This is a genomic window from Klebsiella sp. CN_Kp066 (genome assembly GCF_040065135.1).
In the GTDB taxonomy this organism is placed as follows: domain Bacteria; phylum Pseudomonadota; class Gammaproteobacteria; order Enterobacterales; family Enterobacteriaceae; genus Klebsiella; species Klebsiella oxytoca.
In genome coordinates, this window is sequence record NZ_JBEAIU010000041.1 from 129,284 (window position 1) to 151,495 (window position 22,212).

Annotated in this window: 14 protein-coding genes and 1 pseudogene; 11 read left to right on the plus strand and 4 right to left on the minus strand. The window is 57.6% G+C overall.

Translation table 11 applies throughout. From position 1 onward, the window contains the following. Nucleotides 1–98 precede the first annotated feature (98 nt). From ABLV75_RS17275 to ABLV75_RS17325, 11 genes are all read left to right on the plus strand, one after another. Nucleotides 99–731, plus strand: a complete 633-nt coding sequence (locus ABLV75_RS17275) for a fumarylacetoacetate hydrolase family protein (RefSeq protein WP_004108542.1) — start codon at nt 99–101, stop codon at nt 729–731. After that, a complete protein-coding gene (locus tag ABLV75_RS17280; RefSeq protein WP_004108544.1) occupies nt 728–1,492 on the plus strand; it encodes a fumarylacetoacetate hydrolase family protein in 765 nt (254 codons plus the stop codon). Before ABLV75_RS17275 ends, ABLV75_RS17280 begins: the two co-directional genes overlap by 4 nt. Further along, nucleotides 1,489–2,955 carry a 5-carboxymethyl-2-hydroxymuconate semialdehyde dehydrogenase gene (gene hpaE / locus ABLV75_RS17285; protein WP_004108546.1) on the plus strand — a complete coding sequence of 489 codons (1,467 nt, stop codon included), beginning with the start codon at nt 1,489–1,491 and terminating at the stop codon, nt 2,953–2,955. Before ABLV75_RS17280 ends, hpaE begins: the two co-directional genes overlap by 4 nt. A gap of 1 nt (nt 2,956) precedes the next feature. Further along, a complete protein-coding gene (gene hpaD, locus ABLV75_RS17290) occupies nt 2,957–3,814 on the plus strand; it encodes a 3,4-dihydroxyphenylacetate 2,3-dioxygenase (protein WP_004108548.1) in 858 nt (285 codons plus the stop codon). Nucleotides 3,815–3,826: 12 nt separating this feature from the next. Then, nucleotides 3,827–4,207, plus strand: a complete 381-nt coding sequence (locus ABLV75_RS17295) for a 5-carboxymethyl-2-hydroxymuconate Delta-isomerase (RefSeq protein ID WP_004108550.1) — start codon at nt 3,827–3,829, stop codon at nt 4,205–4,207. Nucleotides 4,208–4,334: 127 nt separating this feature from the next. Then, nucleotides 4,335–5,138, plus strand: a complete 804-nt coding sequence (hpaH, locus tag ABLV75_RS17300; protein WP_004108551.1) for a 2-oxo-hept-4-ene-1,7-dioate hydratase — start codon at nt 4,335–4,337, stop codon at nt 5,136–5,138. 10 nt (nt 5,139–5,148) lie between these two features. Then, nucleotides 5,149–5,940 carry a 4-hydroxy-2-oxoheptanedioate aldolase gene (gene hpaI, locus ABLV75_RS17305; RefSeq protein ID WP_004108553.1) on the plus strand — a complete coding sequence of 264 codons (792 nt, stop codon included), beginning with the start codon at nt 5,149–5,151 and terminating at the stop codon, nt 5,938–5,940. 69 nt (nt 5,941–6,009) lie between these two features. Next, on the plus strand, nt 6,010–7,386 hold the full coding sequence (gene hpaX / locus ABLV75_RS17310) for a 4-hydroxyphenylacetate permease (protein WP_004108554.1): 1,377 nt from the start codon (nt 6,010–6,012) through the stop codon (nt 7,384–7,386). Between the two features lie 9 nt (nt 7,387–7,395). After that, on the plus strand, nt 7,396–8,286 hold the full coding sequence (gene hpaA / locus ABLV75_RS17315) for a 4-hydroxyphenylacetate catabolism regulatory protein HpaA (RefSeq protein ID WP_004108556.1): 891 nt from the start codon (nt 7,396–7,398) through the stop codon (nt 8,284–8,286). A gap of 362 nt (nt 8,287–8,648) precedes the next feature. Further along, the gene (hpaB, locus tag ABLV75_RS17320; protein WP_004108559.1) at nt 8,649–10,211 is read left to right on the plus strand and encodes a 4-hydroxyphenylacetate 3-monooxygenase, oxygenase component; all 1,563 of its coding nucleotides are present in this window, start codon (nt 8,649–8,651) and stop codon (nt 10,209–10,211) included. A gap of 19 nt (nt 10,212–10,230) precedes the next feature. Next, nucleotides 10,231–10,743, plus strand: coding sequence for a 4-hydroxyphenylacetate 3-monooxygenase reductase subunit (locus ABLV75_RS17325; protein ID WP_004108563.1), 513 nt, complete (start codon nt 10,231–10,233; stop codon nt 10,741–10,743). 52 nt (nt 10,744–10,795) lie between these two features. Here the strand turns inward: ABLV75_RS17325 and ABLV75_RS17330 are convergent, their stop codons facing one another. The 4 genes and pseudogenes from ABLV75_RS17330 to ABLV75_RS17345 all read right to left on the minus strand — a co-directional run bounded on the left by ABLV75_RS17330 (nt 10,796) and on the right by ABLV75_RS17345 (nt 22,017). Next, complete coding sequence (locus ABLV75_RS17330) at nt 10,796–11,110, minus strand: hypothetical protein (RefSeq protein WP_032728857.1); 315 nt, start codon at nt 11,108–11,110, stop codon at nt 10,796–10,798. 771 nt (nt 11,111–11,881) lie between these two features. After that, the gene (locus tag ABLV75_RS17335; RefSeq protein WP_004108566.1) at nt 11,882–12,256 is read right to left on the minus strand and encodes a hypothetical protein; all 375 of its coding nucleotides are present in this window, start codon (nt 12,254–12,256) and stop codon (nt 11,882–11,884) included. 4 nt (nt 12,257–12,260) lie between these two features. Beyond that, on the minus strand, nt 12,261–20,246 hold the full coding sequence (locus ABLV75_RS17340; protein ID WP_348855049.1) for a hemagglutinin repeat-containing protein: 7,986 nt from the start codon (nt 20,244–20,246) through the stop codon (nt 12,261–12,263). An 88-nt stretch (nt 20,247–20,334) separates the two neighbouring features. Continuing rightward, a pseudogene (locus tag ABLV75_RS17345) lies at nt 20,335–22,017 on the minus strand (ShlB/FhaC/HecB family hemolysin secretion/activation protein). Nucleotides 22,018–22,212: the final 195 nt, after the last annotated feature.

Below are 22,212 nucleotides of genomic sequence, written 5' to 3' on the forward strand. Positions count from 1 at the left end.
ACTTCTGTTTGCCAAACATTCCCGCAAAGCATAAAAGATGATCATTAACATATTAATGAATTAACTGACTTCCCAAATCCGTAGCAGAGGAGTGGTAAATGAAAGGTACCATCTTCGCCGTGGCGCTTAACCACCGCAGCCAGCTCGACGCCTGGCGCGAAGCGTTTCAACAGGCCCCCTATAAAACGCCGCCGAAGACCGCGGTCTGGTTTATCAAACCGCGCAACACCGTTATCGGCGATGGCGAGAGCATTCCCTACCCGCAAGGCGAAACCGTGCAGAGTGGCGCCACCGTGGCGCTGATCGTCGGTAAAACCGCGCGCAAAGTCGCTGCAGAAGACGCCGCGGCTTATATCGCCGGGTACGCGCTGGCGAACGACGTCAGCCTGCCGGAAGAGAGCTTCTATCGTCCGGCCATCAAAGCCAAATGCCGCGACGGCTTCTGTCCGCTTGGCGCACTCGCGCCGCTCAGCGATGTCGATAACCTGACCATCATCACCGAAATCAACGGTCGCGAGGCGGACAGCTGGACTACCGCCGATCTCCAGCGCTCCGCCGCCGAGCTGCTGAGCGCCCTGAGCGAATTCGCCACCCTCAATCCCGGCGATGCGATTCTGATCGGTACGCCCCACTCCCGCGTTACGCTGCGCCCCGGCGATCGCGTACGTATTCTCGCCGAGGGCTTCCCGGCGCTGGAAAACCCGGTGATTGATGAAGGAGAGCTGGCATGAGGCAAGCACGTATTGAGTGGCAGGGACAGCGGCACGATGTCCAGGTGAATGAACGTGGTCAGGTCCAGCTCGCCAACGGCAGTCTGCTTAAGGAAGGCGAGTTTCGTTGGCTGCCGCCCGCCGACGGCACCCTGTTCGCGCTGGGCCTGAACTACGCCGATCACGCCAGCGAGCTGGCGTTTACGCCGCCAACCGAACCGCTGGTGTTTATCAAAGCGCCCAACACCTTTATCGGCCATAGGCAAGAGTCGGTGCGCCCGGATAACGTCGAGTACATGCACTACGAGGCTGAACTGGTGGTGGTGATCGGCAAAACCGCGCGTAAGGTCGCCGAAGCCGACGCCATGGAGTACGTAGCCGGGTACACCGTCTGCAACGACTACGCCATCCGCGACTACCTGGAAAACTACTATCGCCCCAACCTGCGGGTCAAAAGCCGCGACACCCTGACGCCGATAGGCCCGTGGATCGTCAGCAAAGAGGCGATCCCCGATCCGCACAACCTGGCGCTGTGCACCTGGGTCAACGGCGAGCTGCGCCAGCAGGGCACTACCGCCGATCTGATCTTCAGCATTCCGTTCCTGATCGCTTACCTCAGCGAATTTATGACCCTGCAGCCGGGCGACATGATCGCCACCGGCACGCCGAAGGGGCTGTCGGACGTGGTGCCGGGCGATGAAGTGATCGTCGAAGTGGAAGGCGTCGGCCGTCTGGTCAACCACATCATTAGCCAGCAGGCATATGAGGAGAAGCTGTCATGAAAAAAATTAACCACTGGATCAACGGCAAAAACGTCGCCGCCGCGGAGTATTTCCATACCACTAACCCGGCCACCGGCGAAGTGCTGGCGGAGGTCGCCTCCGGCGGGGCTGACGAGGTGAATCAGGCGGTGGCGGCGGCAAAAGAGGCGTTTCCGAAATGGGCCAATCTGCCGATGAAAGAGCGCGCGCGTCTGATGCGCCGGCTGGGCGATCTGATCGACCAGAACGTCCCGGAGATCGCCGCCATGGAGACCGCCGACACCGGCCTGCCGATCCACCAGACCAAAAACGTGCTGATCCCGCGCGCTTCGCACAACTTCGAGTTCTTTGCCGAGGTGTGCCAGCAAATGAACGGTAAGACCTATCCGGTTGATGACAAGATGCTCAACTACACCCTCGTGCAGCCGGTCGGCGTCTGCGCGCTGGTGTCGCCGTGGAACGTGCCGTTTATGACCGCGACCTGGAAGGTGGCGCCGTGCCTGGCCTTGGGGAATACCGCGGTGCTGAAAATGTCCGAACTGTCGCCGCTAACCGCTGACCGTCTTGGCGAACTGGCGCTGGAAGCGGGCATTCCAGCGGGGGTGCTGAACGTGGTTCAGGGCTATGGCGCGACGGCGGGCGATGCGCTGGTACGCCACCATGACGTACGCGCGGTATCGTTTACCGGCGGTACCGCCACCGGGCGCAACATCATGAAAAATGCCGGGCTGAAAAAGTACTCCATGGAGCTGGGCGGCAAATCGCCGGTGTTGATTTTCGAAGACGCCGATATTGAGCGCGCTCTCGACGCCGCGCTGTTCACCATTTTCTCGATCAACGGCGAACGCTGCACCGCCGGCTCGCGCATCTTCATTCAGCAGAGCATCTACCCCGAGTTCGTTAAACGCTTTGCCGAACGCGCGAATCGCCTGCGCGTCGGCGACCCTACCGACCCGAACACTCAGGTGGGCGCGCTGATTAGCCAGCAGCACTGGGAGAAAGTCTCCGGCTATATCCGCCTCGGCATTGAAGAAGGAGCGACCCTGCTGGCCGGCGGCGCGGATAAGCCCGCCGATCTGCCTGCCCATCTGAGAAACGGCAACTTCCTGCGGCCAACGGTGCTGGCGGACGTCGATAACCGCATGCGCGTGGCGCAGGAAGAGATTTTTGGCCCGGTAGCCTGTCTGCTGCCGTTTAAAGACGAGGCGGAAGGTCTGCGCCTGGCCAACGATGTGGAGTACGGCCTCGCCTCTTATATCTGGACCCAGGACGTCAGCAAAGTGCTGCGCCTGGCGCGCGGCATCGAAGCCGGAATGGTGTTCGTCAACACCCAGAACGTCCGCGACCTGCGTCAGCCGTTCGGCGGCGTGAAGGCCTCCGGTACCGGCCGCGAAGGCGGCGAATACAGCTTTGAAGTGTTCGCTGAAATGAAAAACGTCTGCATCTCGATGGGCGACCATCCGATCCCAAAATGGGGAGTCTGATATGGGAAAGTTAGCGTTAGCAGCAAAAATTACTCACGTACCGTCGATGTATCTCTCTGAACTGCCGGGTAAAAACCACGGCTGCCGCCAGGGAGCCATCGATGGGCATAAAGAAATCGGCAAGCGGTGTCGCGAGCTGGGTGTGGATACCATCATCGTCTTTGATACCCACTGGCTGGTCAACAGCGCCTACCACATCAACTGTGCCGACCATTTCCAGGGCGTCTACACCAGCAACGAGCTGCCGCATTTTATTCGCGACATGACCTATGACTATGACGGTAATCCGGAGCTCGGCCACCTGATTGCCGACGAAGCGGTCAAACTCGGGGTCCGTGCCAAAGCGCACAACATTCCAAGCCTGAAGCTGGAGTACGGCACCCTGGTGCCGATGCGCTACATGAACAGCGATAAGCATTTCAAAGTGGTCTCTATCTCGGCGTTCTGTACCGTCCATGATTTTGCCGATAGCCGCAAGCTGGGCGAAGCCATTCTTAAAGCGATTGAGAAATATAACGGCACCGTGGCGGTCTTTGCCAGCGGCTCGCTGTCGCACCGTTTTATCGACGACCAGCGCGCCGAAGAGGGAATGAACAGCTATACCCGCGAGTTCGATCACCAGATGGACGAACGGGTCGTGAAGCTCTGGCGCGAAGGCAAATTCAAAGAGTTCTGCACCATGCTGCCGGAGTACGCCGACTACTGCTTCGGTGAAGGCAATATGCACGACACGGTGATGCTGCTGGGCCTGCTGGGCTGGGACAAATACGACGGCAAAGTAGAGTTTATTACCGAACTCTTTGCCAGCTCCGGCACCGGTCAGGTCAACGCCGTCTTCCCGCTGCCGGAAACGGCGTAAGGAGTACGCAGAATGCCGCATTTTATCGCTGAATGTACCAACAACATCCGTGAGCAGGCTGATTTACCGGGTCTGTTCAGCAAAGTGAACGCCGCGCTGGCGGCAACCGGCATCTTTCCTATCGGCGGCATTCGCAGTCGCGCCATCTGGCTGGATACCTGGCAGATGGCCGATGGCCAGCATGACTACGCCTTCGTGCATATGACGCTAAAGATTGGTACCGGACGCAGCCTGGAGAGCCGTCAGGACGTGGGCGATATGCTGTTCAGGCTGATCAAAGCCCATTTTGCCGCGCTGATGGAGAGCCGCTATCTGGCGCTGTCGTTTGAGCTCGATGAACTGCACCCGACGCTGAACTACAAGCAGAACAACGTACACGCGTTGTTTAAATAGGTGCGACCCGCCCCTCTCCCGGTGGGAGAGGGTGTAAACAAATACTGCCACAAACCCCAGGCCGGCTAAGACGCCTCCGCGTCGCCACCCGGCGCAGCAGCACCGAATGACGTAACAGGAAGCAACTATGCTCGATAAACATACCCATACCCTGATCGCCCAGCGGCTGAACCAGGCGGAAAAACAGCGTGAACAGATCCGCGCTATTTCGCTGGATCACCCGACGATCACCATCGAAGACGCCTACGCGGTACAGCGCGAATGGGTAAATATGAAGATCGCCGAAGGCCGCGTGCTGAAAGGGCATAAAATCGGCCTGACCTCGAAAGCGATGCAGGCCAGTTCGCAAATCAGCGAACCGGACTACGGCGCGCTGCTGGACGATATGTTTTTCCACGACGGCGGCGATATTCCTACCGACCGCTTTATCGTCCCGCGTATCGAAGTCGAGCTGGCTTTCGTGCTGGCCAAACCGCTGCGCGGCCCCAACTGCACCCTGTTCGACGTCTACAACGCCACCGACTACGTGATCCCGGCGCTGGAGCTGATTGACGCCCGCTGCCACAACATCGACCCGGAAACCCAGCGCCCGCGCAAAGTCTTCGACACCATCTCCGATAACGCCGCCAACGCCGGGGTGATCCTCGGCGGCCGTCCGATTAAACCCGACGAGCTGGATCTGCGCTGGATCTCCGCCCTGCTCTATCGCAACGGCGTGATTGAAGAGACCGGCGTCGCCGCAGGGGTGCTGAATCACCCGGCCAACGGCGTGGCCTGGCTGGCGAACAAGCTGGCGCCTTACGACGTCCAGCTGGAAGCCGGGCAGATTATTCTCGGCGGCTCCTTTACGCGTCCGGTACCGGCGCGCAAAGGCGACACCTTCCACGTTGATTACGGCACCATGGGCGCGATTAGCTGCCGGTTCGTCTAGGAGGAATATGATGAATAACGCCTTTAAAGACGCCATAAAAGCGGGTCGACCGCAGATTGGCCTGTGGCTGGGACTGACCAGCAGCTACAGCGCTGAGCTGCTGGCCGGGGCCGGGTTCGACTGGCTGCTGATCGACGGCGAGCACGCGCCAAACAGCGTGCAGACGATACTGACCCAGCTGCAGGCGATCGCCCCTTATCCCAGCCAGCCGGTGGTGCGCCCCTCGTGGAACGACCCGGTGCAGATTAAACAGCTGCTGGATATCGGCGCGCAAACCCTGCTGGTACCCATGGTGCAGAACGCCGACGAAGCGCGGCTGGCGGTGAAAGCCACCCGCTATCCGCCCGCGGGTATTCGCGGCGTCGGCAGCGCCCTCGCCCGGGCCTCGCGCTGGAACCGCGTCCCGGATTATCTCCATCAGGCTAACGACGCGATGTGCGTGCTGGTGCAAATCGAAACTCGCGAAGCGCTCAACAATCTGCCACAGATCCTCGATGTCGAGGGCGTGGACGGCGTGTTTATCGGCCCGGCGGATCTGAGCGCCGACATGGGCTTCAGCGGCAACCCGCAGCACCCGGAAGTACAGGCCGCCATTGAGCACGCCATCGGGCAAATTCGCACAGCGGGCAAAGCGCCGGGGATCCTGATGGCCAACGAACAGCTGGCGAAGCGTTACCTGCAGCTCGGCGCGCTGTTTGTCGCCGTCGGGGTCGATACCACCCTGCTGGCCCGCGGGGCGGAAGCGCTGGCGGCACGGTTTGGCGCAGAAAAAACCGCCGAGGGTTCGTCAGGCGTCTATTAACGCCAGGTGGCGCAGCGCCACCCGGCAACCCGCAGTACCCTACAAAATTCCCATTAGAGGAAAATGATAATGAGCGATACATCATCTGCCATCCCGGAAAAGTTCGATCCGGCTAATCAGCACAAGCAGCTGACGGCGCAGCAGCAGTCGGTTATCAACAAGCTCTTTCGTCGCCTGATCGTGTTTTTGTTCGTGCTGTTTATCTTTTCGTTTTTAGATCGCATCAATATCGGCTTTGCCGGGCTGACCATGGGGCAGGATCTGGGCCTTAACGCCACCATGTTCGGCCTTGCCACCACCCTGTTTTACGCGACCTACGTCATTTTCGGCATTCCGAGCAACGTGATGCTCAGCATCGTCGGCGCCCGCCGCTGGATCGCCACCATCATGGTGCTGTGGGGCATCGCCTCCACCGCCACCATGTTCGCGACCGGGCCGAATAGCCTCTATATCCTGCGCATGCTGGTGGGGATCACCGAGGCCGGTTTTCTGCCCGGCATTCTGCTCTATCTGACCTACTGGTTCCCGGCCTTTTTCCGCGCCCGCGCCAACGCGCTGTTTATGATCGCGATGCCGGTGACCACCGCGCTGGGGTCGATTGTTTCAGGCTATATCTTGTCGATGGACGGCCTGTTGAACCTGCACGGCTGGCAGTGGCTGTTCCTGCTGGAAGGCTTCCCGTCGGTGCTGCTCGGTATTATGGTCTGGTTCTGGCTGGATGATTCGCCGTCGAAGGCCAAATGGCTGACCGCAGAAGATAAAAAATGCCTGCAGGAGATGATGGACAACGACCGCCTGACGCTGGTCCAGCCGGAAGGGGCGATCAGCCATCACGCCATGCAGCAGCGCAGCCTGTGGCGGGAAGTATTCACGCCGATCGTGCTGATGTACACCCTGGCCTACTTCTGCCTGACCAATACGCTCAGCGCGATCAGCATCTGGACGCCGCAGATCCTCAAAAGCTTTAACGAAAGCAGCAGCAATATCACCATCGGCCTGCTGGCGGCGATCCCGCAGATTTGTACCATTCTGGGAATGATCTACTGGAGCCGGCACTCCGATAAGCACCAGGAGCGTAAGCACCACACCGCCCTGCCGTTCCTGTTCGCCGCCGCAGGCTGGCTGCTGGCGTCGGCGACCGATCATAACCTGATCCAGCTGCTCGGGATCGTGATGGCTTCGACCGGATCGTTTAGCGCGATGGCCATTTTCTGGACCACGCCGGATCAGTCGATCAGCCTGCGCGCCAGAGCGATCGGTATCGCGGTGATCAACGCGACCGGCAATATCGGATCGGCGCTCAGCCCCTTTATGATCGGCTGGCTGAAGGATATTACCGGCAGCTTCAGCAGCGGCTTGTGGTTCGTCGCCGCCCTGCTGATCATTGGCGCAGTCATTATCTGGGCGATTCCGATGAAAGGATCGCGTCCGCGCGCGACGCCGTAAGGAGCCGCTATGTGCCAGAGTCCTGTTGCCAATATCGATATTAATAAAGAGTACGATGAGAGTCTGGGAACGGAGGAGGTACATTACCAATCCTTTGCCCGGATGGCGGAGTTTTTTGGCCGCGATATGCAGGCGCACCGTCACGACCAGTATTTTCAGATGCACTTTCTCGATACCGGGCAGATTGAGCTGCAGCTCGACGATCATCGCTATTCGGTGCAGGCGCCGCTGTTTGTCCTGACGCCACCCTCGGTGCCGCACGCTTTTATCACCGAGTCCGATAGCGACGGTCATGTGCTGACGGTGCGCGAGGATCTGGTCTGGCCGCTGCTGGAGGTGCTCTATCCCGGCACGCGGGAGGCTTTCGGTCTGCCGGGCATCTGCCTGTCGCTGGCCGATAAGCCCGAGGAGTTGGCGGCGCTGGCGCATTACTGGCGGCTGATTGAACGGGAATCGACGTCGCAGCTGCCGGGGCGGGAACATACCCTGACGCTGCTGGCGCAGGCGGTGTTCACCCTGCTGCTGCGCAACGCGAAACTTGACGATCATGCGGCCAGCGGAATACGCGGCGAGCTCAAGCTGTTCCAGCGGTTTAACCAGTTGATCGATAGCCACTACCACCAGCACTGGACGGTGCCGGATTACGCCAGCGAGCTGCATCTGACCGAATCAAGGCTAACCGATATCTGCCGCCGCTTCGCCAACCGGCCGCCCAAGCGGCTGATTTTCGACAGGCAGCTGCGCGAGGCCAAACGGCTGCTGCTATTTTCCGACAACGCGGTAAGCGAAATAGCCTGGCAGCTGGGCTTTAAAGATCCGGCCTATTTTGCCCGCTTTTTTAACCGCTTAGTCGGCTGCTCGCCGAGTGCCTATCGGGCGCAGAAAGTACCGGTGTCGTAAGATCTTTCCGGCGACGGCGCGGCGAGTTCGCAGCCGTCTGAGAGGCGGTAGCCCGGGCAAGGCGCGTCAAGCGCCGCCCCCGGGAGCAGAACGTAGAGTCGCTGAATTTCCCGGAGGCGATGCTGCGCATCTGTCCGGGCTACAAATTCAAAACCCGCCCTGGCTTGTCGTCGGTTCACCGGAGAGCCAGGCCGGAAAATAGAAAAACCAACCCCCGATCACATAACCCAACCCCGCCTGAAAAGTACCGACCATTGACCTAAAAGTCTCTTCACGAAAGCCGCGTTAACCGCTTCAATTGAACAACAAAAACAAAACATAAATTTAACATCGCATTCCGATTAATACTGAAGAGGTCACCTATGAAACCTGAAAATTTCCGTGCAGACGCTAAACGCCCGTTAACTGGCGAAGAGTACCTGAAGAGCCTGCAGGACGGCCGCGAAATCTATATCTACGGCGAACGCGTTAAGGACGTGACCATCCACCCGGCATTCCGCAACGCCGCCGCCTCCGTCGCCCAGATGTACGATGCGCTGCATAAACCCGAGCTGCAGGATACCCTGTGCTGGGGCACCGATACCGGCAGCGGCGGCTATACCCACAAGTTCTTCCGCGTCGCGAAAAGCGCCGACGATCTGCGCCAGCAGCGCGACGCCATCGCTGAATGGTCGCGCCTGAGCTACGGCTGGATGGGCCGTACCCCGGACTACAAAGCCGCATTCGGCTGCGCGCTCGGCGCAAACCCGGCGTTTTATGGTCAGTTTGAACAGAACGCCCGTAACTGGTACACCCGCATCCAGGAAACCGGCCTCTACTTTAACCACGCCATCGTCAACCCGCCGATCGACCGCCATAAGCCAGCCGACGAAGTGAAAGACGTCTATATCAAGCTGGAGAAAGAGACCGATGCCGGGATCATCGTCAGCGGCGCGAAAGTGGTGGCCACCAACTCGGCGCTGACCCACTACAATATGATTGGCTTCGGCTCGGCGCAGGTGATGGGCGAAAACCCGGACTTCGCGCTGATGTTTGTCGCGCCGATGGATGCCGAAGGCGTTAAGCTTATCTCCCGCGCCTCCTATGAACTGGTCGCCGGAGCAACCGGATCGCCGTACGACTATCCGCTCTCCAGCCGCTTCGACGAAAATGATGCGATCCTGGTGATGGATAATGTGCTGATCCCATGGGAAAACGTGCTGATCTACCGCGACTTCGATCGCTGCCGCCGCTGGACGATGGAAGGCGGTTTCGCCCGCATGTATCCGCTGCAGGCCTGCGTGCGTCTGGCCGTGAAGCTCGACTTTATCACCGCCCTGCTCAAGCGCTCGCTGGAGTGCACCGGCACCCTGGAGTTCCGCGGCGTACAGGCGGATCTCGGCGAAGTGGTAGCCTGGCGCAATATGTTCTGGGCGCTGAGCGACTCGATGTGCGCCGAAGCCACGCCGTGGGTTAACGGCGCGTATCTGCCGGATCACGCCGCGCTGCAAACCTATCGCGTGATGGCGCCGATGGCCTACGCCAAAATCAAAAACATTATTGAACGCAACGTCACCAGCGGCCTGATCTATCTGCCGTCCAGCGCCCGCGATCTCAACAATCCGCAGATCAACGAATATCTGGCGAAATACGTGCGCGGATCGAACGGCATGGATCACGTCGAGCGTATCAAGATCCTCAAACTGATGTGGGACGCCATCGGCAGCGAGTTTGGTGGTCGTCACGAACTGTACGAAATCAACTACTCAGGTAGCCAGGATGAAATTCGCCTGCAGTGCCTGCGTCAGGCGCAGAGCTCCGGCAACATGGACAAAATGATGGCGATGGTGGATCGCTGCCTGTCCGAGTACGACCAGAACGGCTGGACGGTGCCGCATCTGCACAACAATACCGATATCAACATGCTGGATAAGCTGCTGAAGTAAGCGGCAGCGGGAGGTCACAATGCAATTAGATGAACAACGTCTGCGTTTTCGCGATGCCATGGCCAGCCTGTCGGCCGCCGTTAACGTCATCACCACCGAAGGCGAGGCGGGCCGCTGCGGTATCACCGCCACCGCGGTCTGTTCGGTGACCGATACGCCGCCGTCGGTGATGGTTTGCATCAACGCTAACAGCGCGATGAATCCGGTGTTTCAGGGCAACGGCAAGCTATGCATCAACGTGCTGAACCACGAGCAAGAGGAGATGGCGCGCCACTTCGCCGGTATGACCGGGATGACGATGGACGACCGTTTCGGCCTCAGCTGCTGGCAAAAAGGCGCGCTGGGCCAGCCGGTGCTGAAAGGCTCGCTGGCGAGTCTCGAAGGCGAGATTAGCCAGGTACAGACCATCGGCAGCCACCTGGTCTATCTGGTAGAAATCAGGAATATAACCCTGAGCCAGCAGGGCCACGGGCTGATCTACTTTAAGCGCCGCTTCCATCCGGTGATGATGGAGATGGAGGTCGTGGCGTAATGGCCTCGCCAGCCTCTCCCCGGATAACGGGGAGAGGCAACACAGATTCGCGTTAGCGTTCCTGCTGTGTAAACTGTGTCAGCGCTGCACCGCCTGCGCCACCTTCTGTTCTTTCCACCCTTCTTCCCTTTAATCCTGTATTTCTGGTAAAAGCTCCAACATACGTCGCAATGAGCACATCCGTTGGATTAACTTCTCCATTAATAAGATACTGAATACCAGCATTTTCTGTTCCGCCCATCGCGCCAGTAACCTGCATTCCACCCGGCAGGTAGATTAGCCCCCGCTGAAGCCAACGTACCTGCATAAGCTTTATTCTCAGCAATTCCTCGCTGCCAGGCTTCACCAGAGGGGTTAACTGCACCATGCTCTCTGGCTTTCTCACCCTGGCTCCATTCGTTCCTACCCATCAGGTTATTCTCCACACTAATCCCAACTCTGTGGATGAATTTTTATCCTATCTTTGCTCTAAAATCCTTTTAGTTTGAATAGTCTGGCAATAATAAAAACCGCACCAGTGAAGATTCCAATCACACAACCAATTTTAATGGTTTTGAGTATATCGGCTTTTTTCAAATCAAAAGTTCCTGTTAGCATTCAAACTAAAACGTCTATAGACAAAGTTATACACAGGAAACTAACAATACCCCCAAGAATACAGGCGATAAATAGAATCAGCAGGTTTAATATTTTCTCATTGAAGGATTTCATTTCAATTTCTTCTCAATGATTGGTTCGAGTTTTTCCCGCCATATTCTGAAGAGAAAGATGCTCCTATGTCGCCAAAACTGCCTGGAATGTTACTCGGTGTAACTTCTTTTGAGATACCAAAGTCACCTTTAATCTCAGTATACTTTAGCATAATAGGATTAAACTTCGGATCCCAACCTGCTTTCCACCTAGTTTGCCCATGCATTTGTACCCCAAGAAATGCCTTTGCCTATACCATAACCAAACCCAGCACCAATACCATTTGTAATTGCGCCTGAACCTACGCCTGAAGGGAAACTGGCTGAGGCGGGATTCAGTACCGACACGCCGGTCACGGTCAGCGTGGACCAGGGACGACTGGTGACAGAACCAGTCAAGGGCTGACGGGTAAAAAATCTCGGCTTTAACGCCGGAATTTTATATATCTCTAATTTTTTATACCCAGACGAATTATGTCTGTTGGAAATAGAGGTTGTAATATCAATTCATTGTTAAAAATGAACAGCTTAGGAGATAAAGCTGTAACGTCATAAATATTTTCAGCAACCAATACTAGGTTAGTTCTAAAAACAGGAATGTTAATGTTATCCACAAAAACAAACACATCATGTTTTTTATTATAACAATCGGATATGAGATGATTTATATCTTCATAATCTGAATAGTTAAAATCATCCCACAATAAGTTCCCATTAATAAATGGGAACTTATACAAAATATTAAGCGCATCCTTCTCTCTCTGTCCTTCAAGCACTTCGAAATCAGCACCAAGGGCCTCTTTACACTCATCAAATAAATTCATTTTTCTACCTATTCAACTGTTTCAATATGGTTTCAAACGCTTTTTCATTACCTTCAAATGGTATAACCTGCTTGACTGCTTTGCCCGGCCCTTTCCCTTGAGAGTAATCCCATACGTTGATGTGCGTTCCCTTTTCAGGATCATAATCAACACGCCAACCAACCTTACCATCATTAGATTGCCGTCCAATTATTTTTCCATTCCCAGCACTCACTTCTAGTCGCCCAATTACAGGCTTAGAGTCAGCACCCAAATTACCCACAATATTTAGCGCCTTATTTCGAGCATTTTCCCAGTTTTTTTCAGATTTTAATATTGTTTCAATTCGAGTCGCTGGACTTGGTACTTTCCTCCCTGGCAACATAATGCCTGCCAGCAGCCCGCCCGTTGCTTCCAGTGCAGCTTGATTCCCGCCAGCCGCCTGTTTAACCGTATCCGCAACCGCAGACCAGGTTTCACCCTGCATCAGCGTGGTAACAGTATCCGCCAGCGCCTGATTCTTCCCGGCCAGGTCGCTCATCGCTTTACTGCAGTAACTGTCACCCACAGCACAGGAAGCCAGCACCATGGCCGCATCAGCAGCATAGTCAACAGAACCTAATGCCGCATCGCCGGTATCAGCAAGGCCATTGATAATGGCGTTCGCGATGGCAGAAGTGGTGCCTTCACCCAGCTTTTCCCTGACCTGATTTTTCAGGGATTCAGCAGCCTGTTTCGCCGCTTCTCGGGCCTTATCACCGCTCAGCGAGTTATTCTCAACCGCGTTCTTCCCGGCCTGCGCCCCCGCGACCGCATCCCCGCTGCTGCCTCCGCTAAGCCCCCCCATCAGTCCCGCCGCCAGCGTACTCAGCGCGCTTATCGTCGACTTCTGCTCATCCGACAGCTCTTCTGTCTTAACATCCGGATAATATTCTGCCGCTATCCAGCGCCCCAGCAGTTCGCCGCTCACCGCGCCTGCCGCCCCCGCCAGCGCGCTGTTATTTCCCGATGCCGCCGCTATCGCTCCCCACACCGCGTGCGCCATCGCATTGGCTTCCACATTCACCTTGCCTGTCGCGCTGTCCGTCGTCTGGCTGTGAATGATTTCCGCCACATACGGACTCACTGCGCCGCTCGCCGCCTGCGCCAGGTTGCCGCCCGCCAGACCCTCCATCGCCGCCGTTATCGCCTGCGCCACCTTCTGGTACTTTCCGCCCGTATCGTAGTCCGCCGTCGCCGTCCGGCTCACCTGCGCGCTGATTTGTTCCTCGCTCGGATGGGCATTCCCTCCCGCTACCAGCATCTCCCGTGCCGCTGCCCGCGCAGCCGGGTCGCTCTGCGCCGCCTGCGCGTTCAGCTTGCCCTGCGTCACGAGCACATCACTCACCTGGCGACCTGTTTCACCTATCTTCTGCGCCACCGCCAGCCGGTTCTGCTCTTTCTCCTTATCAAATATCGGACTCAACGTTTGGTTCGCATGCGCCGCATCCCGGCTTAACCTCGTCACGTCTTGCTGCTGACTCGTGCCGTCGCGGATAACGATACTGCCCTCGCTTACCGCCGCCCGCGTCAGCGAACTGTCGCTGCCGCTGCCGTTCGCACCCATCAGCAGACCGCTGGCCGCATTCCCCAGGAACTGCCCCGCCACGCTACCGCTCGTGCTCGCCCCCACGCTCTGCTGCTCCACGCTGTACTCGGCAGAGTTTTTAATATCCCGGAAACCCAGCGTCCCGGTATCCAAGCGGTTCAGCTCCGCCGCCGTGCTCGCCAGCACGCTGCCATTCAGTTGCGTATGCCCGCCCACCTTCACATCAAAACCGCCCTCGCCGGCAAAAATCCCCGTTTGCGCCTCCACCGATGCCCAGGTGCTGTGCATTTTGCTCTGGCTCAGGTTGAGAGAGCCCGAACCGCCGCCCATGCTGCCGCTCGCCCCCACGCTGCCGCTACGCTGCTTCGAATCGTAGTTATCGCTGTCCTGTTCGCTACTCAGCGTCAGGTTACGCCCGACGTCCATTGTCACCTGATGGCCGCTCACCTGCGCCCCGGTCAGCGTCATATCGCGACCGCTGACGATAGTCACCCGTTCCCCGGCGCTGAGGGGCGTTTCGTTATGCATCAGGCTGTTGCCCTTCTCGTGGCCCTTCGCGGCATTGGCGCTGGCGCTGACCGTCAACCCGTTCGCGCCCTGACCGAAGTTAATACCGACGCCAAACGAACTCCCATGGCTCTCGTTTTTACCGCTCAGGGTGCTGACGTTCTCCGCAGAGAATAAATTCACATCGCGCGCGGCATTGAGTAACGCGCTGCCGCCGGCTTGCAGCTGGCTGCCCTCAACGTTGATATCCGCCTCAGTGGCGATAATGCTGAGATTGGTGCCGGCCATCAGGCTACTGCCGCGGCTGGTGTTCTGCGTTTGTCGCTGAGTGGATTTCGATGACTGGCTACCCCAGGAAAGGTTGACCCCTATCATGCTCTCCGGACTGGAATCCGCAGTCTGCATCTGCGATGCCTGATACGCCTGTACGCCCGATAATGCCGACTGCAGCCCGCTCAGCGCGGCGAGACGGCCATTGCTCTCGGTGCTGGCCTGGTTAGCGCTGGAAACCGCGGTATTAATGGCGCTGCCCACCATCCCGGATAACGCCAGCGTCAGGCCGCTGGTTTTCTGTTCCACGGTATGGGTCTGGGTGCTCTGGTTTTCCGCTGCCAGAATATTCACGGTTTTACCGGTCAACGCCATATTGTTGCCGGCCACCATGTCAGATCCCTGAATCGTCAACACATTACCGGCGCTCAGGCTAAGGTTGCCCTGTGAGCTTCCGACGGTACTGGCGGCGCTACTCAGCGTTGTCGTCACGTCGGTGGCTTTCAGCGACGAACTGCCGACGCTGAAGCCAACACCGCCAGTGCCGGAAAAGCCGCTATGTTTCTCTTTACGTAGATGGTTTTCCTGGCGACTCTCCTCGGCGGTGGCGATGGTCAGGTTACGCCCCGCCACAAGGTTGACGTCCTGGGTGCCGGCAACACTGCTGCCGGACACCAGCAGGTCGCGCCCGGCCTGCATCACAATACTGTCACCGCTAAAATTGCTGCCGATGGCGTTCTGCGCCCACACTTCATCGTGAGTGGTGAGCGAGCGGTGAGCCAGCAGGCCGCTGCTGCTTTGATGGTTGTTTTCCGTCAGATGCCATGAGGACTCGCCGCTGCTGAGGTTAATGTCATTGCCGGCGGCAACCGTCAGGCTGCTGGTTGCCGTCACGCTGGCGGCGCAGGCATGAATATCGTGGACGGCGGACAGCGCAACCGCGCCGCCATTAATTTGCGTGCCGATATCGCTACGCTGGGTCAAAGAACGATCGTTGCCTTTCCCCCAATTTCCGCTTTCGCTGTGGGTAGTGGCGAGCGTCCGCAGGTTGAGATCGTTGCCGGCGATAATCTTCGTCTGGCTGCCCGCCGCGCTGTTACTCACCATGCTTGCCGTCAGATTAATGTTATGTAACGCCTGCAGCCCCAGCTGGCCGTTTTCATTCTGGACATAAATCCCCGCAGGCCGATCGAGGCTGATGTTACCTGGGCCGCCGCCGAGGGTGCTGGCGCTGTTGAGATCACGCCCGGCTTGCGCGATCAGGCTATCGCCGCCCTGCAGCGTTCCGCCAATATTGTTGATATCAGTACGCGCGTTTAGCGTGAGCTGGTTGCCGCCGATATAGCCGCTGTTATGAATGTTTTCCGCGGTTAGTTGCGTCACGCCGCGGCTGTGGATGTGCCCGCTGTTGGTCACATCACGGCTCACACTGAGCGCCACGTTTTCACCGCCGAGCAACGCGCCGCTGCCATCAAGATCGCCCGCTTTAACCCGCGCATAAGCCTGCGGCACCAGCACATGCCGCACAGAGCCATCCGCTAGCGTGACCTCTCTGGCGACCAGCCAGACCATATCGCTGGTCAGCAGCGCCATCTGCGCTGGCGTCAGCGCCACCCCGACCGTCAGGTTGTACTGTTTGGCGAAGGCGACGCCCGCGTCCATCAGCGCCCGGTACTGCTCTTCATCGTTACTGTAGCCCTGGAGGTAGCGCTCGCCGCTCAGTTTAACGATCTGCTCACGCACCAGCCGCTGTTCGTAATAGCCGTCGCCAAGCCGCTTCATCGCCTGATCAACGCCCAGCTGATTTTGCATGTAGTCGCTGGCGAGCCACGCTTTACCGTTGGTAAAACGCGGATCGGTTTCCACCAGATAGCCTGCTTTAGCCTGTGGATCGATCTGATACAGACTGCTGACAGGAAGACGGGTATCCGGCGTGACGAGGCGAATAACCGTTCCGTCAGCGTTAACCGGCGTCACTTCCACCAGTCGTCCGGCAGGTAGTTCACCTGGCTCATCGGCGCGATCGCGCGGGGTAATCACACTGCTATGGCCATCAATTTGGGTATTGCCCTGCCACTTTATGGTTTGCAGATCGATAGTCTGAACCGTGGGCGTCGGTTCATATTCGCTACTTTTTTTCCCCTGGCTGGTTTTGGTGCCGCCAAACGGGCGGCTGGTCTTTTTCTCATACCAACGAGTCTGGGTACCGACGTCGGTGGTCACCCGTTTACCGGTCGTGGCGACGTTGTTTAGTTCGCTAATCACGCCACCGAGCGCTCCCCCGGCGATAATCTGGCTGTCGTAGTTATTCAGCTTATCGCTGTTGATGATGAGCCGGCCGCCGGAGAGGATTTTGCCGGGATCGCTTTCCACCACCTGCGTTTCCACAACGGTACGCTGGTACTGATATTCATAGAACTCATCGCCACGGCTACTGTCCGGCATGATGGCGTCGTGAACGCCGTATTTGTTTTTATAGCTGGTATCGACCAGCGACCAGTCGAAGCGCTGTACCGATCCTTTCAGCGCCGCTTCATGGCGCCATGACTGCTCGACCATCACATCTTTCGTCACCAGATGGTCGTTGTAGTTATTGATTTGTTGGATATCGATCGCCATATCACCGGCGGACTCAAGCGTTGCGCTGTGGTTATTAAAGACTCCCGCCCGGCCGCTGAGCGAACCGTCTTCGGCAAGTTGGCCGCCAATGGTAAGCGTACCGTCGCTGTAGATCAGCGCGTGATCCTGGTTATTGAGCGTGCCGACGCCCATTGCCAGCAATGCTCGTGCAGCAATCGTCGCCGCCACGCCGTTCTCCGCGGCGTTAGTCAGCGTTGCCACCTGCAGCGCGACGGCGTCGCCGTACAGGCGCCCGCTCCCGATATTGGTTAACGTCGTGGCGACAATATGGGTTAAACCACCGTCAATCAGTCCCCGATTGACCAACTCGCCGTTGACCGTAAAATGGTTCTCGCCAGCGCTGATTTCACCTTCCTGACGGTTATCCAGCTTCGCCACATAGAGATTGAGCACCTGGCCAACGCTGATAACACCCTGATTAATCAGTCCCAAACCGGAGAGATTCCACTGCAGGTTGCCGTTGGCGATGATCCTCCCGGCGTGATGAAACGCCTGACGCAACGTTAGTGACATATCGCCCTGAGAGAGCACCTCGCCATCGCCGCTGAGGGAATCGGCATCGAGAATAAGTTTGCTCGCGGCAAGTAGCGTCCCGCCCGTATTAGCCAGCACCAGGTTGACGCCTGCTATATCCAGAGCGGCGGCGGAGACGATCTGCCCCTGCCGGTTATCCAGCCCCCGATTGTGGATGGTGATGTTCAGGTTACCGCCGGACTGCAGTTCTCCCTGACGGTTATCAACAGCGGCGCTCTGAATACGCAGGGCATCAACGGCGGTAATTGTGCCCTGCTGATTATCCAGCAAACCGCTCGTCGTCAGGTTGACGCTGCCCCGCTGCGCCGAGCCAACCTGCCCGTGACGATTGTTAAGATTTTGAGCCCGTAGCCGGATGTCGCCGCTGGCGATGATATTCCCCTGCGAGTTATCCATCCCATGGCGCGCAGTGAGCTGAACGTCGCCCTGCGCCGCGCTGATTTTTCCGCCATGGTTGATCAGATTGTCGGCGTCAAGCTTGATATTGCCATTTGCGGCAAGAACGCCTTCGCGGTTATCCAGCCCTCCTTCAGAGCTCATGGCCAGGTCGCCCTGCGCCGCAATCAATTGCCCATGCTGGTTCCGAAGGCTTGCTACTTGTAGAGAAAGGCTACCGCCAGCAACGATATTCCCTTGTGAATTTTCCAGCTCATGACGCGTAGTGAGCTGAGCATTGCCTTGCGTCGTGCTGATCTTACCGCTGCGATTATTAATGTTATCGGAGTACAAAACGATATTGCCGTTAGCGGCAATAGTGCCTTCGCCGTTGTCCAGCACGCCATCGCTGGTAATCGACATGCCGCCGCTGCCGGTATGCAACAGCGTTCCGTTTTGATTGAGCAACTGGCTGGTGCTGAGCGTCAATGCATGGCTGTTGCTGGCGATCTCACCGCCGTGGTTATCCAATCCCGCGCAAAAATCAAGGCGTAGATCGTCCTCGCCCGTCTGCTGGATTACGCCCTGCTGGTTATCCAGCGCCATTGCTTTCAGCTCAAGCTGGCTGGCCGTCAACAGGCCACTGTGGTTTTTGAGTTTGCCGCTGGCGGCCAACTGGAGTTTTTCGCTGGCCGCCACCACCGCATCTCGGGTTGTGATATCGCCGGACGCGGCGCTGACCACAATCCGCGCCCCCGAGGTTCGACTGTTATCAAGATCCACTGCCCTGCCCTGCGCCGTCAGCGTCCCTGCCGCCATATTGCGGCCATTCAACGCCAGCGAAGTCTGGCTATTCAGCGTCAGCGCGCCGCTGCTGGCGGAAGAACCATCGCTATTTAATCCGGCGGCGAGCGTGCTATTTTGCGCGCTACGCAAAGTGCTGGCGGCAATCCGCGTATCACCTTGCGCGGCGATAATGCCGTCATTGGTTAGCGTCGCGCTGGCCGTCACCAGGCTATCTTTTCCGGCGTACAACTGGCCCTGATTGTGAAGATCGCCCTTAACGGATAGTTGCAGATTCTGTGCGGACTGAATCACGCTGCTGTTGCTGAGCGCGCCATCAGCGCTGATTGCTACGTCCCCCGCCGCCGCGCCGATATTGCCGGCATTGTGAACGCCTACGCCTCGCTCGGTACCGACAAGACGAATTTTATGGGCGTACATCCCACCTAGCGCGCTGACGTCTATCGCCACCGCTGGCGCCGCACTGCCGTCGGATGATTTTGCCGTCGTCAGACTGTGCGCCGCATCGATCTGATTACGCCCTGCAGTAACCTTTAGCTCCTGCGCCCAAACCCCGGCGTTGATTTTCACCGCGCGGGCGAGCAGGTCGGTGCTGTCTACCGAGCTCGCATCAAGCCCGCCTCCCTGTACGATAATTTCGCCGCGATTGACATCGTAACCGCTAATCTGCCCGTTGCTGTACTGCACCTGACCTGTCGTCAGCGTCGCGCGGTTGGCATTGATAAACCCGCAGCCGTCGCAGCTAATTCCGCCAGGGTTAGCTATCACCACCTGCGCTTTCTGCCCGGCAACCTCGATATAGCCATTCAGCCGGCTCGGATCACGGGTATTCACCTCGTTGAGGATCACTCTGGCTTCCCCTTTCGCCAGATTCGGGTTACCGGCGACCATCCCGGCCAGTTGGGTTGAAGTGCTGGCGTGGCTGTTATTCAGCACCACGCCGCGCCCATCGACGTCAAACTGGCTGTAGACGTTGCGCGAAACGCCTGCGCCACTCGGTGTCTGAATATTGACCTGCGGAGTGCCATTGGCGCTATTGGCGATCTGCGGTTGCTGGCCGCCGGGCGCATGGTTATCGGCGACAATCGCTGCCTTAGCCGGGGTGAGACAGGAAAACGCGAGCAGAAACCCAAAGGCCAGCGGCGCCAGGATGGACGTCAGCGTCGACCCGGTTCGCGCGTCGGCGCCAGATTGCGGCGACACGCCCGCCCGATGAGAGCGGGTCGTTTCCGCCACCACTATCAGCATCCCGCGAGCCTTATTAAATACGATTCGATAAAAGCGTTTATTCATTGCCGTTACTCGTCATCCGTTGTTCACCGCGGCGCGGAAAATCATCCCTGTGCGCAGCACGCGCCGCCGGACGGCGCGTGAGTAAAAGTCAGTAGCTCCAGCTGACGCTGAAACCAAAAGTTGCTGGCTCGGTTTTAAAATCATCGGGTTTGTCTAAAGGGATACCGGCGAACAGGTCGTAGCTGGCGCGTAGGTACTGGCCGCGCAGCCCTGCCACGCCTCCGGCGAGGTGTTTGCCCACCAGCGTTTCACTGCCAGCGCCGCCGACTTCGCCGTAATCTGCTCCCAGATAAAACTCCTGCCCCGGCAACGGGGTCGACCAGGCGATATCGTTACGGACGTACCAGCCGTGGCTGGCGGTCAGGGTGCGCTCGCCGTCAAAGCCGCGAACCGTCCAGCGGCTGCCGATGGAAAACATATCCGGCGAAGTCAGCGGCGTGCTGCTCATCTGCCGCTGATAGCGACTGGTAAAGCGAAAACGTTGCCCGCCCAAGGCAAAAGGCAAATTGAGCTGAGCATTAAATTGCAGGATCTTGCTGAGGGCGGTTGCTTCCCCCCACTGCTCTTCTGGCGCAGGTTGAGCGCCGAACCAGCGGGTACCGCGCTGGTAGCTCACTCCGCTATCGAGAGTGGCGTTGCCAAGGTAATGGCGATGCTGCAGACCAAGCTTCCAGGCCGCCGTTTGCCGCCGCTGGACGGCAATCTCGGTGTCGTTAATGAAGTTACGCTGCTCGCGGGCTAACACATCGGCGCTAAGAGTGGTCTTCTGACTACCGCTACGGTGCAGTACGCGGCTAAGCTGGAAATCAACGTTCTTGCTTTTACCGCTGTACTGGTAATCGCCGTTAGCCCCCGCCACGGTTTGCACGTAATCGTACTGGCTGGCGGTTAATACGAACTGCCAGTAGCCCAGCGGGACCGAATAGTGGCCGGTCAGGTTCTTTGAGGATTTACCGCCGTTGCCATCGAGGTTATGTGAACCGGAAAGGTAAAAAAGATCGCTTAAGGATAGTGGGTTATCCAGTGACAGCGTCAGGTTCCCCTGGTAACGGCCGGTGGCATTAGAGCCGGAATCATCGAGCGAGGCGTCGATGCGCCAGAAGCGCTCCTGTTGGCGGTTAATGACAATATCGCTTTGCCCCGGCATCTCGCCCGGAACAATTTCCATGCTGGCCTGAACCGTCGGCAGGCGCTGCAGATTTTCCAGCCCCTGTTCAATATCGCGCAAATCCAACAGTTTCCCGTCAGTCGCCGGAAATGCGCTCGCCAACCACAGATAATCATCGCTCTGCGCCGTAAGCCTGGCTTCACGGATATAACCCGGCATCACCACCAGGCGTAAAACACCGCTTTTTAAGTCCTGCTGCGGAGCAAGGATCCGGCTGGTGATATAACCGCGGTCGATTAATATATTCTGCAATTGGGCCATCAGTAGATTTATTCCCTTTCCTCCCAGACAACGCCCATTCACTTTATTTGTCTGGCGCTGGAGCGGAAGCCAATGCGGTAAGGCTTCGGCGCCCTGCAAAATAACCCGAGAAATAGCAAAGCAAGGTTATTCAACGGGAAATAGCCCATCATCGATATTTACTCCTTCCGCGGATAAATGAATATCCGGTGACGGCGGCGCGAGCTGACTTTCCAGGGCTTGCTGGCGCTGCTGCTGGTTGATGAACTGCTGCTCACGTACGGTATCCGCAGGCGCGGCGTACCCCCACACTGGCAGCGCAGAGATAATAAAAGCCTTATGAATTAAACTCCGTTTATTCATTATTTTTTAAGCCAGGGCTATCCATGTCGATGACAAACACTCTTTAATGGCGATTAAATACATTCAAACGTGCATAAATATCAACTCATATTCATAAGGCAATCATCGTAATAATAACTTAACGACGAATTCATCAATGAGGGGCTATTTTTATTGGACTGCTGAATATATTTCAACAATAAAGGTAAAATGTGA

What these genes read in the sequence shown, in the direction of transcription:
- hpaA (WP_004108556.1), top strand. Translation starts at nt 7,396, where the DNA reads ATGTGCCAGAGTCCTGTTGCCAATATCGATATTAATAAAGAGTACGAT.
- hpaH (WP_004108551.1), top strand. Translation starts at nt 4,335, where the DNA reads ATGCTCGATAAACATACCCATACCCTGATCGCCCAGCGGCTGAACCAG.
- ABLV75_RS17330 (WP_032728857.1), bottom strand. Translation starts at nt 11,110, where the DNA reads ATGGTGCAGTTAACCCCTCTGGTGAAGCCTGGCAGCGAGGAATTGCTG.
- hpaB (WP_004108559.1), top strand. Translation starts at nt 8,649, where the DNA reads ATGAAACCTGAAAATTTCCGTGCAGACGCTAAACGCCCGTTAACTGGC.
- ABLV75_RS17295 (WP_004108550.1), top strand. Translation starts at nt 3,827, where the DNA reads ATGCCGCATTTTATCGCTGAATGTACCAACAACATCCGTGAGCAGGCT.
- hpaI (WP_004108553.1), top strand. Translation starts at nt 5,149, where the DNA reads ATGAATAACGCCTTTAAAGACGCCATAAAAGCGGGTCGACCGCAGATT.
- ABLV75_RS17340 (WP_348855049.1), bottom strand. Translation starts at nt 20,246, where the DNA reads ATGAATAAACGCTTTTATCGAATCGTATTTAATAAGGCTCGCGGGATG.
- ABLV75_RS17335 (WP_004108566.1), bottom strand. Translation starts at nt 12,256, where the DNA reads ATGAATTTATTTGATGAGTGTAAAGAGGCCCTTGGTGCTGATTTCGAA.
- ABLV75_RS17275 (WP_004108542.1), top strand. Translation starts at nt 99, where the DNA reads ATGAAAGGTACCATCTTCGCCGTGGCGCTTAACCACCGCAGCCAGCTC.
- ABLV75_RS17280 (WP_004108544.1), top strand. Translation starts at nt 728, where the DNA reads ATGAGGCAAGCACGTATTGAGTGGCAGGGACAGCGGCACGATGTCCAG.
- hpaE (WP_004108546.1), top strand. Translation starts at nt 1,489, where the DNA reads ATGAAAAAAATTAACCACTGGATCAACGGCAAAAACGTCGCCGCCGCG.
- hpaX (WP_004108554.1), top strand. Translation starts at nt 6,010, where the DNA reads ATGAGCGATACATCATCTGCCATCCCGGAAAAGTTCGATCCGGCTAAT.
- hpaD (WP_004108548.1), top strand. Translation starts at nt 2,957, where the DNA reads ATGGGAAAGTTAGCGTTAGCAGCAAAAATTACTCACGTACCGTCGATG.
- ABLV75_RS17325 (WP_004108563.1), top strand. Translation starts at nt 10,231, where the DNA reads ATGCAATTAGATGAACAACGTCTGCGTTTTCGCGATGCCATGGCCAGC.